The organism is Parashewanella spongiae (genome assembly GCF_004358345.1).
Classification (GTDB): Bacteria; Pseudomonadota; Gammaproteobacteria; order Enterobacterales; family Shewanellaceae; genus Parashewanella; species Parashewanella spongiae.
Window position 1 is genome coordinate 1,079,885 of record NZ_CP037952.1, and the last position, 18,792, is coordinate 1,098,676.

The following is an 18,792-nucleotide window of genomic DNA, read 5'->3' on the forward strand; positions in this document are numbered from 1 at the left end:
AATTTCAGATAGGGCGCTCAGGCAGTCGGATGAGCCCATAGTACCGTTAACCGTGAAGACAACATAACTTTACATCAGGGAAGGGGCTCAGTGTTACACCCGTTTTTTAACGTAACTTTTGAGGTGAAATTGCCATATGGCTAACACTCCAGTAAATATCAGAATATTACAGCGAAAACTTTATTTACGCTCAAAGCTTAACTCGGAGCTTCGATTTTACAGCTTGTACGATAAACTCAGTCGCCTAGATATACTCGAAGAAGCCTATCGACGATGCAAAGCCAATAAAGGCGGAGCAGGAATTGATGGCATCACATTCAGTTATCTAGAGCAGCAAAAGAAAGTCGTTGCGCTGTTAAAAGAAATTCAAACTCAATTACAACAGAAAAACTATCGACCTAGCCCAGTCAAACGAGTAGAAATACTCAAAGACAACGGCAAAACGCGGAAACTTGGGATCCCGATAATCAGTGACAGAATTGTGCAAATGGCGATGACAATAGTGATGCAACCCGTCTACGAACCTCATTTACATGAACACAGTTATGGCTACCGTCCATGTCGAAGCGCCCAGCAAGCGGTAAAAGTCATTGAAATGAGCCTAAAACAAGGCTATCAGCACGTACTTGATGCTGACTTGAGCGCCTATTTCGATACCATCCCGCACGCTAAGTTGATGGCAAAAGTAGAAAGGCGAATAAGCGACAGCAGCTTTCTGAGTTTACTGAAAAGCTTTATCAAAGCGCCCATCAGCATAGAGACGGTCAACGGGAAATGGCGAATAGAAGCAAGCCGATGTGGCACTCCGCAAGGCGGAGTTATCTCTCCACTACTGGCTAACATCTATCTCAACGATTTCTGTTTGAAAATACACGAAAAAACACCGTGTAAAATCGTTACCTATGCAGATGATTTTGTTGTACTTCATAAGCAAACCTACACACAAGAGCAACTGGACTGGATAACACAGCAATTAAGTGATGAAGGTCTGAAGCTAAATCAAAGTAAAACCCACTGTGTGGATATGGGAAAGCTGATGAATGAGTTTGATTTCCTCGGTTTTAACTTTCAACGGATCACAGGCCTCATCAAAGGCACCAGTTACATCAAGATACAGGCGTCTAAGAAGAGCCAAACAAAGCTGAAAAATAAAATCAGAGACATAGTGAAACACCGAACCTCAAATACACTTGGCGTACTGATAAATAAGGTTAATCAAGTTCTGAGGGGATGGAAACACTATTTTGGTGGGATAGGTTATCCCAGAGGTGTATTTTTCAGAATAAATGGATTTGTAGTAAACCGGTTCTATCGCTGGCATCGTCGCTTAAGTCAACGTCGAAGCAAGTATCTATCACGAGGTGCTTACGAAAAATTACGCCAAGCTGGTCTTGAGTATTTACCCACGACAAGATGATAAGCAAAGTGAAGGGGCTGAGAGAAGTGTAACAACAGAGCCGTGTGAGGGAAAACCTCATGCACGGAATCGAAGAGGGGCTGCTGGATAAGCGATAGCGAAGCCAGTAGCCTACTCTACTTGAACAGATAAGTGCTCAAATAGCACAAAATTTAATCCTGAAAGATAAACAGCCCCTAATTCACTACATAGAACTGAGTGTATTCTTTAATTAAGTCTTTTGTGTGGCGCTAAGGCGATAGAAATACACAAATCCAATAGAAATGATATATAATTTCGGGTCATACTGCTCTCATCATTCATATTGTAGAACCCCGTGAATAATTTAATTTTATATTGCCGTTCAGGCTACGAAAAAGACTGCGCGGCTGAAATTCAGCAACGAGCGCAGGAAGTCGATGTTGCTGGTTTTGTAAAAACCAATCGAGATGACGCTTACGTTGTGTATCAAACATTTGAGGAAAATGGTGCCGAAGTACTGTTGGAAAAACTGCCATTAACTTCGCTGATTTTTGCAAGACAAATGTTTGCCGCTGGTGAGCTATTATCAGGCTTGCCAGAAGGTGATCGTGTTACCCCCATCGTAGCTGCACTATCTGATGTACAACGTGCTGGTGAAATTCGCGTTGAAACGCCTGATACCAACAAAGCAAAAGAGCTTTCAGGGTTCTGCCGAAAATTAACGGTACCACTTCGTCAAGGACTCAGAAAAGCGGGGATATTACTGGCGAAAGAAAACCCAAAAAGACCGATTATCCATGTGTGTTTTGTTGCACCGGGTAAGGCCTATGCTGGATACTCACTTAGTTATAATACATCACCTCATTTTATGGGGATTCCTCGCCTTAAATTTCCATCAGATGCACCGAGTCGTTCAACATTAAAACTGGACGAAGCCTTTGGTCAATTTTTGACTTCACAAGAGCAAGAAGAAAGGCTATGCAGTGGTATGAACTCTGTTGACTTAGGTGCCTGTCCCGGTGGTTGGACATATCAGCTAGTAAAAAGAGGTATGTTTGTTGCGGCGGTTGATAATGGCCCTATGGAACAAAAGTTAATGGATACAGGGCAGGTTAAGCACTATCGTGCGGATGGTTTTAAGTTTGAGCCGCCAAGAAAAAACATTTATTGGTTAGTTTGCGACATGGTTGAAAAGCCTTCTCGTGTTGCTGAATTAATGGAGTATTGGGCTATTCAAGGTTGGTATCGAGAAGCGATATTTAATCTTAAACTTCCCATGAAAAGTCGTTATAAAGAAGTTAGTCAAATCTTATCCACGATGTCTGAAATTTTGAAAGAAAACCAAGTAAAAGACTTTAAAATACAATGCAAACATTTGTATCACGATCGTGACGAAGTCACTGTACATTTGTGGTTGAACCCAAACCAAGGTATTTAATTTTATAACCTAACTTATATGCTCTTTACGTAAGCGGTTAAATAAACCTTTTAGGTTTATTAATCAGTGATTTTCAACGGGTTGAGGGCGACTTCGCCCTTCGCTAAGTTCAAAACATTGAATCATTTTGGGAGTCACAAAACTTAGAGCCTCATGCTGACTTCTTGCTAGCGCCAGTACTTTAGTCATTATCGGTTTACATTTTGAGACTGTTAACTGCTTGCTCTCGAAAACAGTGCTGCGTAACAATTGTTCTTTGAGGAACCATGCTATTTGAACTAATGTGTTGGACGGAGGTGAGCTCTTGCCTTCGAGTTTCAAATTTAGAATATCAAGGAGGGTTTCAACATAGGGAAGTAAATTTAAACCATAAGGGTTATTGTTATGCAGCACTGTAAAAATTTGTTTTGCATATAACTCAATAATTTCTATAGGTATGTTTTCTTTAAGTTGTCGGTAGCAGCATATGACAGAGTGCAAACTGTGAATGGCTTTCTCTAGGTGACAACCTTTGCATTCCGTTTCTTTTAAATATAACAGTAAGACTACTTCGGCTTCTAATGCGCGAAGGCTACTTAGTCTTGCTTTTAATCTATAAGTTTGTGTTAAGTTTACCCTAGAAAAGATTGAACCATGCCAAACCCGTGCAGCATCACCTGGTTCTATCATATTTTTTTTAACCGAAAGATGAAGCAGTCGAATAATGTCTAGCTGTAGTTCAAGGAAATTGAATTCATTACACGTAGGAGGAGGAATAACGGCCTCTTGTAACCAGTAATATCTAAAGCCATTAAAGAAATTCTCCCATTCAGGTTCAGAATGCAGGTTTTCAGTCGATTCAGTTGATAATTGGCTTTGTAGCCAAGTCACTAAAGAATGAAAACTATCAAGGTTTATTTCTGAATAAAGCCGCCCCAATAACATATAGTTTGGGTAATCTTTTGTAATAGATTTAAGCCGTTCTAACCCTTCAAACCATTCAATTTGCTTATCATAAGTTATTGCTTCTTCGCTTTTTTGGGGAGTGCACTCCGCCAGCTGAATGATGAGTTGAGCTTCTAGTTCATCAATCTCTACTAATTGGCAAAGTCGCTCTTTAAGCTCAGTAGATATAGGCGTGGGTTGCTTGGATAAGAAAACAAGGTATTCAAAAAATACTTTATTGAGTATAAGTTGCCATGTTAGGTTTTCTTGTTTTTTTAGTTCGATTTCTTGTATAAGCGTTTCGAAAGCAGAAGAAACTTGCGCAACATCAACCATGCTGTGTTGAAGCGAATTTATTTTTACAAGTTGATTTCTTACTTCTATTTGCCTTTTAAAGCTGAGCTCTTCTGGATGCTCTGTGGTTAAATCAATATGGTCGTTTAATTCTTGTAGTAGTCGTTTCGTTCGTTGAATATCTTGTGGTGACATAGTTACTAATAATGAAATTTTTGCGTGTAAGCTGTTCATTTCAATTGATAATAATGCGGTATCGGCATTTCCGTTACGGGCTGCACTGTTACAAAGTGAAACCAATTTTTGTACCTTTTCTTGAAATAAGTAATTACTGCTTGTTTTTTGCAAATTATAAAATACATCGCTGGCCAACTTGTATTCGACTTCGGCTAGTTGGCGTTTTTCATCATCAGTTAACAGGCTTTCATTAATTGTTCTTTTTGCGAGGTATTCATCAGCATCTTTTTCTGTTAAACGGTTTTTTTTGTGGCAAATGTTTTCTATGGTGAGCCAAAGAATCTTGATTTCGACTTGATGTTTTAATTCTAGTAATTTGCTATTTGGGCCATCCTCATTGAGAGTTTGATCAATTTCTAGTATAAGACTTTGGTAATTACTCATGTTCGGTGACGAGTGTGAAATGTGTTCGAATGTTATGAAAGCCTCTTTAAATTTGAACTCTTGCTTGATTTTTTTAAAGGCGAAAGTTTTTTCCTGTTTTGTCTGTCCATTATTTTTTACATAGACAGCGCCAACACTGTCTTTAAGTAACTCAAAGTCTTTAAGAGGTACGCTGCTACTAGATTGGCTTTTCAAAGAAATTTGAACGCTAAGAATGGAAAGTTGCTGCTTTAGCCTCACTTGTTCAATGAACTCACCTTCCTTCCTTATAGAGCACGCTTTAATTGCACTTTGTAATTCTTGTTGACACTCCATGCAGGGGATGCTTTCCCAATCTTTCGTTTTATGTGATTCGAGCCATTCATGGAAGTCTGAGGAATTGATGATAATCGGGAATGTTGCACGGCGACACTGTGGGAGCAAATCTTTTGTTTCCCACTTGAAGGCTTCACCTTTAAAGCGACGAGGGGCAAGGCAGCGCTCTAACATTGTAATTTGGTAACGGTGACGAGCTTGTGCAATCGCAGACAACTTTTGCATAGCATCTAACTGAATTTTTATTATTAGGGTGCTAATAAGTGCGTTTCGCAGTAGTACATACTCTTTTTTCCAATAACCTGGTCCATTCTTGTGATGTGCGAGCAAAGCCCTTGGCCCCTCTAAATCAGATAGCATGGTATTGATTATGTGGTCAACAGCATCTATATGTTCCGCTGAACTTATGGCACTTTCTATAGCTTCTATAGCTTGGCGCTTTAATTGTTTTGACAACAGAATGACAACGATTGATTTTCTATTGGTGCTGGGGGAAATCAAGTGAGTAGTGTTCAGGCGTCTTAAAAAAATTGTGATCATATCAACAGGAAGTCGATTCAAACAGGCTTCTGTTGATGATGCTCTAAGTAGTGATTCTAAAGCGCTTGCTAGAGTTCTTAGGTTAGAGTCGCATGACCTCTCCAGCAAGTAACTCGCATGTTTACCAGAGCTATTTCTAAGCCACAGAATTGCTTCGTACCCTTTTGTTGTCGCTTGAATGAATTTAACACTTAAAGGGTTTGTATGAGGTGTTTGAAAGCCGCAAGATTCAATATACTTAATTAGTTGGTCGATGTAGGTTTCGAGTAATAAGGCTAATTCTTCTTGTTCGTACATAGAAAGCAATCCGAATTTAGTTTGACTGTTTTCGAATGTTTCTATAAACAAAAGCAAGTGTGAGAGTGTTACCTTTTGTTCCTTATTATTGAGCAAAGCTGAAAGAGCAATAATATGTTTTTTATTATTAAAATCTATTTTTTCTGATTGAGTATCTTCCTGTTTGTGTTCACAAAGGCTATTAGGTTTTAGCTGGAGCAGAGGGTGAACTGTAGTGGCGTCGGTATGCTCAGTGCGTGTGTGGAAATTGTGCGTATCTCGAGTGAGTTTAGCTGTCACATGAGTACTCAAATCGTAAGTACGCGAACCAGGATTCGTAGGAAAGTTTAATAGTGAAGGTGCCGATAATTCGTCTTCATTGGCGCTTGGTGCGCACTCCAAAGGCAGTGAACGTAAATCTTCGATAGACATATATTTTCCAGCATATAAGTACCTATGCAAATGAAACCACACATTCTGACTCGCTATCTAAGCACACTACTACGTTCCAGCTCAGGTTACATAGAGTGGCTATGCGCCCATCGCTGCGCCTTGTATTGTGCAAATATATCAAGCCAGAATTATTCGATTACATTTGCATAGGTACTTATATCAGAGGCTAAGCGCAAAAACCTTTAGATATTATCAAGTGGGTTATTCAATATTTAAGTAAGGCTATCCATTTGATATAGCTTTAAAATTACACATTTTAGTATACTAGGTGTAGCCAAAAAGTTAAGCAATAAAAGATGCAGACTTGTTCAATGCTTATTCAGGGAGAGCGCACGTAGAAGGTTATAATCAAGGTCGACAATAAACGAAAAGGTAGCGAATGAAACAGAATATTATACCAAATACAGTAATTAATCTCTCACTCAGCAAGAGCTCAAGGTTTTCAGTACAAGGCGCATGTTCGAAGTACTAAGGAACTGTCTCAAAATAACTTACCGATTTGTTACTGCTTAAAATTGTCAATATCAAGGCACGAAGAATGAAGTTTAGTTATTCTAAATGAAAAATGAGTAACGCAGAGAGTGGCAATTTTAAGCGTAACCCTTTGGGCTGTGTTTATTTTTGGTTTCTACTGTGTTGTCGAAAGCTTATGTAGAGTAACTACACCACACTTTCTTCGCCTTGTATAAGCTCAAAAATAAACGACAGCAAAACAGGGAAGTTATTTTGGGACAGTTCCTAAGTACCTGACCATAAGTTTCTTAAGATTTTCTAGTGCCCAGTTTCAGCACTCTACGGTGTTGCAACTTCGGTTACATAGCTAAGGCTATGCGCCCTACATTGCGTCTTGTATAGCACTAAACCTGAACACAATAATTATCAAAGAACTTATCGACAGGTACTTATATACCCTAACGGCCGCCATACAAAGCTGGCGCACAACGCACTTAGTGCTTTTGTCGGGATAATTCAAGAACGTGCAACGCAGTAATGGAAACCTTTAGCCTTGCCCTTCGGGAGATTGTATGTGCTCACTTTGGATTATAAAGAACACTTCACAAAATTATCTCAACGTAGCAATGTAATAACGACAGTTTTGTATATCGGTAATAACTATGTTTTCACCAATTTTGTTTGTACTTTGTGCGCATACACAGCTCTGAGTTGAGCATTTAATTACTGTAATTGGTATTACTTATCTTGGTTGAATTTTATCCAGAGATAAGCTAGTTTGTGGCAACGTTTCAAGGAGTGAAAACAAAACATACCTTATGTATCAAAAACAATTAGTTATATTTAAAAATAATTTCAGTTTGATGAAAGACTCACTGACTAAAATCCAGCAAAATAGTATTCAATGGTTCGTTAGGTTAAGTCACCCTCAAAAAATCTACTTAACGGCACTTTTATCTTTAATCGTTTTTAACGGAAATCTGAAACTGGCTGCGGCCATCGCGTTTATGGCAATGATCTTAGAATGCTTACCGATAGTCACATACGTGTGGCATACCCTGATTGGTAAAGCCATTATCTTATTGTCCTATGCACTAATTGCAAATTTCGCACTGGCTAATGCAGCATCATTAGTCAACGGTGTTGTCGGAGTGGCGAGTGCACAGTTTAGTTATAGCCATAACTTTGCAACTTTATTGTATGTTCCTACATGGATGGTAGGTTTAACCATCGTCGGCTTGATGATGGTCCAAGTTGTTTTAGTGGGTTATATCCAATTGTTGTTACTTCTTAGAATGATAGGGTTCACCAAGAAGTGGCAGTTATCGAAATATCCATATTTGATCACCACCATGTTTGTCAGAATTTTTATGACGAGCCTTGTTCTTTGGGTGATTTACGAAGCAAACATTTCTGAATTTGAAGATCGTACAAAAGGAAGTGTAATTACTGTAAGCGTTGAAAAAGACGCCCAAAGCCAATTTCAGCATCAAGAACAAAACGGGAAAGAAGTTCATGCACAGGAGTTGAGTGAAATAAAAGCCGATCCTGATAGCTCTTCGATGGAAAAGTTTTTTACTGAATCTGTATCAAGCTTTTTTTCGCAAAAATTAAACAATAAAAAACAATTGGCAAGCGAACAGGTTTCATTTGCGAGCATTCTCGTTGCGCATTTTGTTTATTATTTTGATTCGGATGAGTTCAGCCGCTGTGAACTGACGACAAAGTCACATGGTATTGAATTAAATGACTATGAAGTCCTTCAAATTACACCGAATCCAAAACGGCCTTTAGGTTATGATTTTGTTGTTCGAACCTGCATTTCTCCGGCATTCCCTGAGTCATATTACAATAAATAATACCAATTACAGTAATTAAATTCCCAGCTCAAAGCTATGTATGTGTTCAAAGTACAAGTGAAATTGATGAAGACATAGTTATTACCGACATACAAAACTGTCGTTATTACATTGCTACGTTACAAGTTTTTGAATTATCCCGACAAAAGCACTAAGTGTGTTGAACGCCAGTTTTGTATGGCGGCCGTAGGGAATATAGTACTTCAAACTTGCGCCTTGTACTGAAATCCTTTAGCTCTTGCTGAGTGGGAAGTTAATTACTGTAATTGGTATAACCTGAGTTCAGGTTAAATCGTTTTTATGTAATGTGGAAAGAGCATTCAGGGGTAAAAAGAGTTGCTGAGGCGTAAAGGATAAGGAAATATTAAAACTGACATTGCATACGCAGAATAGTTACGCGTCAAGACTGAGTAAGGAGTCACTTTTTATCTATGCTTTACTTAAAATTAACCGATATAAACATTTTCACAACGCAAAAATGAGTAACCATTCATTAATTTTGGGTTTTTAATAGATGTGCTCAATGTCAGTTAAAAGAGGCTCCAATATAAGCTAATGCAGGTTAGTTAAGATAAATCTAGAGAAAATTATCGTCGCTCCTGCGAAGGCAGGAGCCCAGCGATTTTGATTTTACTCTGTAAGTCACTTGATATCTGCCTTCGCAGGTATGACATTTCCCTTAACTGATTGGCATTACTCCAATATAGGTATAAGCCTCTTTATCTCAAGTAATGACTTTAAAGACACTATCTTGAAATTTACAGTCTTTCTAAAATTGCATCTGTGAAGTCAGTCGTACCATAAGTACCACCTAAATCACGGGTAGTGCGATCGCCTGATGCGATAACTTCGGTAACGGCACTGCGAATAGCTTCAGCTTTATCAGCCATTCCCAAATGTTCAAGCATTTGAATAGAAGCTAAAATTACAGAAGTTGGGTTTGCTAGGTTTTTACCAGCAATATCAGGCGCGCTGCCGTGTACTGCTTCAAAAATAGCGGCATTGCCGCCAATATTAGCACCCGGAGCCATACCTAAACCACCGACAAGACCTGCACATAAGTCAGACAAAATATCGCCGAATAAGTTAGTCGTTACAATGACATCAAAGTTTTCAGGATTCATGACAAGCTTCATGCAAGTTGCATCAACAATCATTTCTTCAGTAGTAATGTCTGGGAAGCGTTCGCTGACTTCACGAGCGACTTTCAAGAACAAACCTGAAGTTGACTTCATGATGTTGGCTTTGTGTACGATAGTGACTTTCTTACGGTTTTCTTTACGTGCTAATTCATAAGCAAATACCGCAATTTTTTCAGCACCTTTACGGGTGATGATACTGGTTGCTTCAGCAGTACAGCCGTCATCAGAAACCGTTTGTCCGAGGCCTGAATACATGCCTTCAGTATTTTCACGTACAGTGATAATGTCGATATCTTCGTAGCGTGCTTGCGTACCTTTTAAAGAGAGTACAGGGCGAACATTAGCATAAAGTGCAAACTTTTTACGCAAGGTAACGTTAATAGAAGTAAAGCCACCGCCAACAGGCGTCGTTAAAGGCCCTTTTAGAGTGATTTTATTTTTTTCGATTAAATCGAGTGTTTGTTGTGGAAGTAATTCACCGTGCTTTTCTAGCGCGACAAGGCCGGCATCAGCAAAATCATATTCAAAGTCACAACCGACTTTGTCTAAAATTTTTAACGCTGAATCGATAATGCTAGGACCAATTCCATCACCTGGAATTACGGTAATTGTACGTTTTGACATTTAAAATCCTTCGACTACGTTGTCTTACTGCTTTTATTTGGTGCCGTCGACCTTAATATTTTTATTATTCGTCGCGGCCAAACGTTTACTTGAGGTATGACCACGTATTGTAAACAAATTTCACTATTTTTCACAGAAAATAGTGAGCAATGTCGAGCTTTTTTCGTTATCGTGACAGGGTAGGAATTTGCTTTCAGTTATAACGAAAACAAGATCAAATCATAAAAAGAGAGGATGCTGGTGAAACTTTCAAATCTTGCTGCAGCCATACTGGTGACGACATCATTGTCTACAATTCCAGTTGTTAACGCTGCTAAACCGCTAACACTGCCTGATATCATGCAATTTGAGTCGTTAGCTAAGCCAATAATTGCTGATAATGGTGAAACTCTAGCCGTGGAAGCTAAGCCCGATAGAGGCGATAGCCGAGTGATAGTTAAAGACTTAGCCACGGGTAAATCGTTTAACCTTGCTGGCGCGAAAAAGCCAAAAGTGAGTGCGGATGGTCGTTATGTTGCAATGGTTAAGGCAGTGCCGCTTTTAGAAAAAGAAAAAGCCAGCGAGAAAGAAAAGAAAAAGCTAAAATCTGGATTGATATTGCTCGACACTCAAACAGGTAAACAAGAAGTGTTTGAGAGAGTGAAATCGTTTTCTTTTAATGAAACCGCCAGCCACCTAGCGATACACTTCGAAAAACCAGAGCAAGCAAAAAAATCAAAAGATGGCGGCAAGCCTAAAAAAGATGAAAGCAGCATAAAAGTCGATAAGTTCGACAAGGGGCATCCATTGCGACTTATCACACTGGCAGATGACAGTGTGACGAATTTTGATAATGTCACGAGTTTTTATTTTGATAAATTAGGTCATGGTGTAGCCATCGCTGTGAACGACTCTGCAACTAAACAGCATCAAGTGATTCGTGTCGATTTTAAGGCTAACCAGCAGACACAAATATTCACATCGACAGACTTGCAAATTGGTAACCTAGCGTTAACCGATGATGGTAATTGGCTAGCATTCACTACAGGACAAGCCGATGAAAAGCCGTATGGCCGTGAATATAAACTGAATCTGGTTGACTTGAATTCAAAGAATGGTTCATTCTCGTTAACCAGCATACCAAACACGAAAGAGTGGACACTCAATCGCTACTCAAAATTATCGTTTTCAGATGACAATAACAGGCTTTTTTTTGGACGAGTGCCTGAGGTTAATCAACAGCTGACAATTGCAAAAGTAACCGAACAGAAAGACTTGTTGGATGCTGATGTAATTACCGGTCAGCGTAATCTTCGAGTATGGAATGGTGAGGATCCACTCATAAAACCCAACGAGGTGAAGCATTATAAAGATGAATTAAAGCGTACATACTTAGCTGTACTAGACGTGGCGAACCAATCCGTCACTCAGTTAGCTGACTCGAACGTGTTGGATGTTGAACGACGTGAACAGTCTATGCGCTTTTTAGGTAGTTCAGATCTTAAATATCGTAAGATGATCACTTGGGCGGGTTTTTACCGAGATGTATTCTTAGTAGATAGTAGAACTGGGACTCAGACTCAAGTTTTGACACAATATCCTAGCTATTGGGCACCAAGCTTATCGCCTAAAGGAAACTATATTGCGTACTACCAACACGGCAATATTTATCTGTATAACGTCGAAACAGGTACACGAAAAAATGTTTCAAAAGGCATAGAGACAGGTTTTGCTAATGAAGATCATGATTACCCATCAAATGCACCCGGTTATGGTTTTGGCCCTTGGTTAACGGATGAAAATGCAGTATTGGTTAACGATAAGTTTGATGTCTGGAAACTAGACACTCACTCTGGGAAAATGACCAATTTGACTCGTGGTAAGGGTCGTAAACAAGGTATTCAATTCCGCGTAACAGGTTTGGTCAAAGACGGTGACCCAGCAACATTAACAGTAGGACAAAAAGTACTGCTTAAAGGGTATAACGAGAGGAGTAAATCTGACGATTTTTATCAGCTTAATCTTGCTGGTGGTTTTAAGCAGCTAACTTCAGAACCTGTGAAGATGAAAGTGTTGGCGCGCAGCAAAAAAGCCGATACTTTGGTGTATTCGAAAGAGCGTTATGATCAATTTCCTGATCTCTATACTTCGAGTTATTTAGCGCCACAAAAAGCGACTCAACAAACTGATTTAAATCAACAAATCAAACCGTACCAATGGGGTAATGCTGAATTAGTGCATTGGACAAATGGTGATGGAAAACCATTAGATGGCGTTTTAATAAAGCCTGCAAGTTATAAACAAGGGCAGCGTTTGCCTGTTTTAGTCTATTTTTATCGTTTTATGAGCGATCGCTTACATTCTTTCCCGCAAATGAAAATTAACCATAGACCAAATTTTGCTTGGTTTGTTGAAAATGGTTACGCGATTTTCCTGCCTGATATTCGATTTGAAGTTGGCTACCCTGGATTATCATCAGTTCAAGCACTGACTTCAGGTGTGCAACACTTAATTGATTTAGGAGTGGCTGATCCTGATGCGATTGGTATTCAAGGGCATTCTTGGGCGGGTTATCAATCGGCGTTTGCGGCAACTCAAACTAACATTTTTAAAGCGATTATAACCGGTGCGCCAGTATCAAACATGACGAGCGCTTACAGTGGTATTCGTCATGGCAGTGGTTTAGCACGTCAGTTCCAGTATGAAACAGGTCAAAGCCGTATTGGCCCAAGTCTGTATGAAGCCCCTCAAAAGTATATTGAGAACTCGCCGATTTTCTATGTGGATCGGATTAAAACGCCAATGATGATTATGTTTGGCGATAAGGATGATGCGGTACCGTGGGAACAAGGTGTCGAGTTGTATCTTGCTATGCGACGTGCGGGTAAAGATGTGGTGTTTTTACAGTATCAGGACGAACCACATCATTTGAAAAAGTATCCGAACAAACTGGACTATACCATTAAGATGAAACAGTACTTTGATCACTACTTGAAAGGTGAACCAGCGCCTGAGTGGTTAACTAAGGGTGAAGCCTACTACGAGTATCAAAAGTAGCTTGATTTTAAGGCCGTCAATAGTATGACATACCAATTACAATAGTTGGTATAACATACTGTTGACGGCTTTATTTGTTGTTTGTTAACGCGGACTGCCTTGAAATTAATTTTATAGCACTTTATATCTGGGAATTAAGACGGAGCCGGTTCGTATAAAGTTTCATTGCTTTCTTCCACTTTAAGTAACTCAATAATTTGGCTATATTTTTCTTTTGCTTCACGGGACGTTACTTGTTGATGCTGCCTTTTAGCAATATCTACCGCAAAATGAAAAACTCTATCCTGACTGCTCTTATAGCGGAAAAAGTGAACCGCTTTATCGGCTTTAAATTTTAATAAAAGTCTAACCATTTTATCAAAACCACTAAACGCTGCACAATAAAGTGGAGTTGGAGTTAACACCTCAAAATTAAGTAACTCACCATGCATATGGGCATTAACGTCACAATTGTTGCTTAATAAAAATTCAGCAACCTCTAATGAATTATTTAAAACAGCTAAATGAAGTGGCGAAAAATAGTGGCCATTTTTCATAATACATTTTAGCTCGAATTGTTCACAACAAAGAGGCTTTGGTATTTGAAAATCTGCAGGAAATTTAACTTTTTCATCGAGTGGTAAGTGCCGTTGTTTTAATTGTTTGATCATGTCCAATCGGTTGAGTTGTGCCGCTAAATGGACGGCGGTTAAACCCTTTGATGTTTTAGCTTGGTCAATAGTTTGCACGATATAAGGAGTTGCTAAGAGTATTTTAAAGCAATCTGGCGAATTTTGATTTATTGAAATTAAAACATGATTAGGATTAGCTTTTGACCCGAGTCTAATTAATAGATTTAATATGTGGTGTTGATTATGAAAAATGGAAAAACCAATTAAGGATATTTCTTTTTGAGCTCCTTTATCCATTATTGTTAGTTTAGGCCATTGTACTGAGAGTGCTAGTAATTTTTTACATGCTGACACGTGGCCATACTTAATGGCTAAATGAAGCCCATTTTCACCAGCAACAGATCTGTGTGCAAGCACATCGATTCGATTCGAAAGGTACTCTATACATTGTGTTTTACCTGTGCGGCACGCTGCTAAAAAGGGGGTGAAACCTGCGTCATTGGCATGTGTGAGCAGTTCTGGGTGAGTTTTCGAAACGGTGTTCACCATTTCATAAAGTCCATAGTACGCCGCAATAACGAGCAAACTTGAACCATCTTTTGCCGGTATGCTCTTGTCATACTCCGTTGTTAATAACGTCCTATAAAACAGGTGTTTTTTATTTTTTATTGCAAAAAATAGCGGTGTGTCACCAAATTTATTTTGTGTATTTATCAGTTGCTTGTCTCGTTTAATCAATGCCTGAGCGATTTCGAGACTTCCCATGTGAATGGCATGGTGTAACAGAGAACCGTACTCACTTATTTGGGTGTTTTTTAAGTTAGGCGCTCTCTCAATTAGCGCTAAGAATGCTGTTGCTTTATGTTTTTCAATTGCATATATGAATGGGTTAACCGTCGGTGTTAATTTATCTTCCGCACTAGAATTTTCATCAGCACTTTCTTCATTTTCTAGATATTTGAATTGAGATGAAATTGAAAGTTCGGTTTGTATTCCTTCGTGTGAAATTAAGTCATGAAGGCAACTATCTTTCTGTATTGCTATCAGTAATGGAGTCATGCCAAATGAATCTGAAATATTTGAATCAATAAGAGGGTGGGTTAAAAGTAAATTAATGGTTGCGCTATTTTCACTCATAACGGCTAGATGAACGGCCGTTCGACCAAAACGATTTACGCTGTTAACGTCTGTCTTGGTGTTAAATAATATATATGTCATTAATTCTGGTGGAACGAATTCACGACAACTTGCTAATAAGTGAATGATATTATTTTGATTAGGATCAGTTGCCTCTATTATGGTCTCATCACGTTTAATTTGCTGCTCTGCCAGTTCAAAATGTTTTTGTCTAATTAAGTAAAACAATACAGGGACTTGATTTATTTTAAAGTTGAGGTTTATTTTTAATGCCAATAAAATGTTAAGGGCTTCTTTGTTGTTACTCGGAATTACTGTTTTGGCAATTGCTATAATTTCTTCTTTATTAACAAGCTTTTTAAGTGGTTTATAAGAGATGACTTCACATAAAAGCAAGAGTGACTCTGGTTTATTAATTGATAGTAATAACGGCTCGAATTTACTGTAATAGGTGGGATCTTTGCTTTTTAAGGTTTTAGCTTCTAGTTTAAGTATTCTTTTAACTTGTAAACGTTTTTGGGCTCTATTGTCAGAAATGAAAGTGTGAGTCATTAACGTGGTAATAATACTCCATAAGTCTTCAAAACATTTTGTCTTAATAAATAAATGGTGAATAATAACTCGACGTGCTTCTTTTTTCATGCCATTAAATTCTATATTTGCTAAATCTTGAGCAAAAAGCTCACGTCGTTGTGAATCCTCCATTATGTAAACTTGTTGCTCGGAATCGAGCATGACTAACGTGTTTGTCGAGCCTGAAAATGCACCTAGTAATTCATCCTTCGTTTCCTCCAGTGCTGGAGTTCTTAAACTTGTGGTTATTTTAGAACGTGTTACAACTTCCTCTTCGATAACAGCCTCCCCATCTTGATACTGAACTGATTGCCTCACAGATACTGACAGACTTGCGCTTGTTCTATCTCCTGTTTGGGAATCAACAAATTCTCTATGCTGAATTTGCACTCTTTCTGAGGTTGTGCCTCGATTATTATGGGTAAAAGATTCATGTGTTGTTGTTTCTACTATTGGTTGAGCAAGTGGTCGAGGATAAGTCGTAGGACATAATGGGAGTTGAGTAGTGTCTTTTGTAATAAGTAAAATGTCACATAATCCAGAAAAAATATCATTTTGTAATCTAGTTAAAGAGTCTATTGTCGTAGAGCTTAAATGGACTTCAATTAAGTCTAAAGTGGACGTGTTTTTTGTAAACAAAATGCATAAATTATCGGGCAATGAAGGGGTTAAGTTATCAGGGATTACCAGTTGTTTCGCAAATTCGTCAGCTATCGCTTTAATAATGCTTTTTATTGGAAGATTTGTATTTAGTTGAGCTTGAAATGAATCCAATTGTTCAGCCGTAAGAGTTAAAGTGTAAGCCTCTGCCTTCGGAGGTAAGCCCAACCAAGTACAAGCTGTATTAAATAGTTGGATCACTGCAGCTTGTTTACTTTGGGTGATGGAGTGAGACTGAAAATAGAGCTCAATCTCATTAAATAATAAGACCCTAATAACGGCTTGGGCATTTTTGAGTAATCCTGACTTTTCCATCACGAGGGTTAAAATTGCCATCGTTGTTTGATGCTGAGTCAAGCCAGTCTGATGATGAATGGTCACTTGATGTTGTTTTATGGCAATGACTCTGATTGCTTCTGGAATAGATGTATCTTTTATTAAGTCTTCAAGCAAAGTGATCTGTTTAATTTGATGTGTCAAAGTATGTTGGTCAGGTTGATGCTCAATTGCTAATTGTTGTAATTCGCTTGGTAAGGAGGTAATAAATTGTTGCGACGGTTCAGAGAAGGGGATAATAGCTTGGTTGAGTGGATTTGTAGTCGACGATTCTGCTAAAGCAAGGTTTTGAGATGTCGATGAAGACTCAAACATAATATATCCAAAACGTTCTAAATTTTGAAGGAATAATAACCAATTATAATTTGAATAATAATAACTTTGTATGCATGTTAAAGCATTAATAGTTATTAAAAATGAGGGTGCATGAGCATTATCCTAAATAAATCGGTTGGGAGTGTTCATATACGCAGAAAAATACAGATAGCAAGGCATGAATAGCAGCAAGTAGTGGTTACCGACATACAAAACTGTTGTTACTTCGTTTCTACTTGCAAAACTTATTACGCAGTTAGCGTTGATTTTGGCAAGTATATGAATGTTCAGCACTCACCTAATGGGTGAATTCGGGTTGTTTGATTTGGTAATTAAATTCAATGGATTAAGGTTAAACTGTGCGTTCAACCAATTTATTTAGGATTATAGTAAATTTATACCAAACAATTTGGCAAAAGCAGCAAACAGAATAAAACAAACCACAGAGATAAATGCACAAAGCCCCAATGTTACCCAAAAGCTAAACTTAGCGTGCAAATAAGGGAAAACCAAAAACATCGGTAGGGTAGGCACAACATACCAAAAAGTATAAAAAGCGTGGTTATTAAGCTTTTCTGTTCTTTGACCTTCGATGTACATCCAAATTAATACCAATTACAGTAATTAACTTCTCACTCAGCAAGAGCTAAAGGATTTCAGTACACGGCGCAAGTTTGAAGTACCGGGGTAATTCAAAAACTTGTAACCTAGTAATGGAATCCTTTAACCTTGCCCTTCGGGAGCTTGTATGTGTCCAAATTACTACGCAAAACTGTCTCAACGTAGCAATGTAATAACGACAGTTTTGTATGTCGGTAATAACTATGTCTTCATCAATTTCACTTGTACTTTGAACACATACATAGCTCTGAGCTGGGAACTTAATTACTGTAATTGGTATAAGGCCAGAATCGTCACCATTGGCATTGCTGCGGTAAGAGCGCCAAATTTATCACTACGCTTGGCGATTTCAGAAATCGCCACCACAACTGCAGGAGTAAGAAGATATTTAGTGATAATCCAGTACATTGTTTATCCTATTTTTAAAAGAATAAACGTATTGTACCGATACTCTTTTAAAAAATAGAAATGAAAATGAGTGCGGGAATTTATAATGTGATCTCTGACTCAATATATTGTTGATAGGTATCGGTTCCCCATGCTACAAGTTTGTTGTCTATAAACAAAAGCGGAGTGCATTCATCTTTAGTCGTTTTACCGTCAGATTTACCTTTGTGAGTTCGGTAAAATAAAACATGCATCGGTTTGCCATTACTGTGCTTTGCTTCACTGAAGTCGGCAGCTCCAAAACGGGCTCTGATGCTGTCAATGTGTTGTCCTAAATTGAGATGGGTTAAATTTTGTTGATTAAAACTCTGACGGTCTTCCCAATCCATGTCTTCGATTTTGGGTTCATAAAACATCATAGTTATTGCCACAAATATGACATAAATCGTGAACACAACACCAATAACAACCGGAGCTTTTGATTTCATTTAGATAAATATCCCTATTTTTATAGCAAAACGTTAAACACTTAATAGTTTGAAGTAAGCATTGTAAACGTCAATGATTATATCGTAACTTTATGTTAACTAACTTAACTTATATAGCTGGTTGGAGGACTATGGTGATCACTGGTATAAACTATTATCCTAGAAACATCAGTTGACTGCGTTCTCAAGAGTAGGAAAATGGCTGATAGTAAGGCGTAGCTTGCAGCAAGTAGTTATTCTACTTGCAAAAGTTACAACGCAGATAGCAGTCATTTTAGCAAGCTTGTGAGCGTAGAGCATTTCACTCATTG

At 38.4% G+C, this 18,792-nt stretch carries 9 protein-coding genes; 4 read left to right on the forward strand and 5 right to left on the reverse strand.

Features of this window, described 5'->3' with window-relative positions; all coding sequences use genetic code 11:
- Positions 1-136 precede the first annotated feature (136 nt).
- Both ltrA and rlmM read left to right on the forward strand, forming a co-directional pair.
- Positions 137-1,417 carry a group II intron reverse transcriptase/maturase gene (gene ltrA, locus E2I05_RS03935; protein ID WP_133309423.1) on the forward strand — a complete coding sequence of 427 codons (1,281 nt, stop codon included), beginning with the start codon at positions 137-139 and terminating at the stop codon, positions 1,415-1,417.
- Between the two features lie 316 nt (positions 1,418-1,733).
- Positions 1,734-2,816 (forward strand): 23S rRNA (cytidine(2498)-2'-O)-methyltransferase RlmM, encoded by a 1,083-nt coding sequence (gene rlmM, locus E2I05_RS03940; protein WP_121853135.1) that lies wholly within the window; start codon positions 1,734-1,736, stop codon positions 2,814-2,816.
- 63 nt (positions 2,817-2,879) lie between these two features.
- Here rlmM and E2I05_RS03945 read toward each other — a convergent pair whose 3' ends face one another.
- A complete protein-coding gene (locus E2I05_RS03945) occupies positions 2,880-6,218 on the reverse strand; it encodes a hypothetical protein (RefSeq protein WP_133309474.1) in 3,339 nt (1,112 codons plus the stop codon).
- Between the two features lie 1,292 nt (positions 6,219-7,510).
- On the opposite strand from E2I05_RS03945, the gene E2I05_RS03950 reads away from it, so the two are divergent.
- The gene (locus tag E2I05_RS03950) at positions 7,511-8,551 is read left to right on the forward strand and encodes a hypothetical protein (RefSeq protein ID WP_121853137.1); all 1,041 of its coding nucleotides are present in this window, start codon (positions 7,511-7,513) and stop codon (positions 8,549-8,551) included.
- Between the two features lie 758 nt (positions 8,552-9,309).
- Here E2I05_RS03950 and E2I05_RS03955 read toward each other — a convergent pair.
- Positions 9,310-10,317 (reverse strand): isocitrate dehydrogenase, encoded by a 1,008-nt coding sequence (locus E2I05_RS03955; RefSeq protein ID WP_121853138.1) that lies wholly within the window; start codon positions 10,315-10,317, stop codon positions 9,310-9,312.
- 234 nt (positions 10,318-10,551) lie between these two features.
- Here E2I05_RS03955 and E2I05_RS03960 point away from each other — a divergent pair, with 234 nt between their 5' ends.
- The gene (locus tag E2I05_RS03960; protein ID WP_121853139.1) at positions 10,552-13,353 is read left to right on the forward strand and encodes a S9 family peptidase; all 2,802 of its coding nucleotides are present in this window, start codon (positions 10,552-10,554) and stop codon (positions 13,351-13,353) included.
- A 134-nt stretch (positions 13,354-13,487) separates the two neighbouring features.
- Here the strand turns inward: E2I05_RS03960 and E2I05_RS03965 are convergent, their stop codons facing one another.
- From E2I05_RS03965 to E2I05_RS03975, 3 genes are all read right to left on the reverse strand, one after another.
- The gene (locus E2I05_RS03965) at positions 13,488-16,985 is read right to left on the reverse strand and encodes an ankyrin repeat domain-containing protein (RefSeq protein ID WP_121853140.1); all 3,498 of its coding nucleotides are present in this window, start codon (positions 16,983-16,985) and stop codon (positions 13,488-13,490) included.
- A gap of 885 nt (positions 16,986-17,870) precedes the next feature.
- Positions 17,871-18,014, reverse strand: coding sequence for a hypothetical protein (locus E2I05_RS21905; protein WP_165905467.1), 144 nt, complete (start codon positions 18,012-18,014; stop codon positions 17,871-17,873).
- 80 nt (positions 18,015-18,094) lie between these two features.
- The gene (locus tag E2I05_RS03975) at positions 18,095-18,481 is read right to left on the reverse strand and encodes a DUF3192 domain-containing protein (RefSeq protein WP_121853141.1); all 387 of its coding nucleotides are present in this window, start codon (positions 18,479-18,481) and stop codon (positions 18,095-18,097) included.
- Positions 18,482-18,792 lie beyond the last annotated feature (311 nt).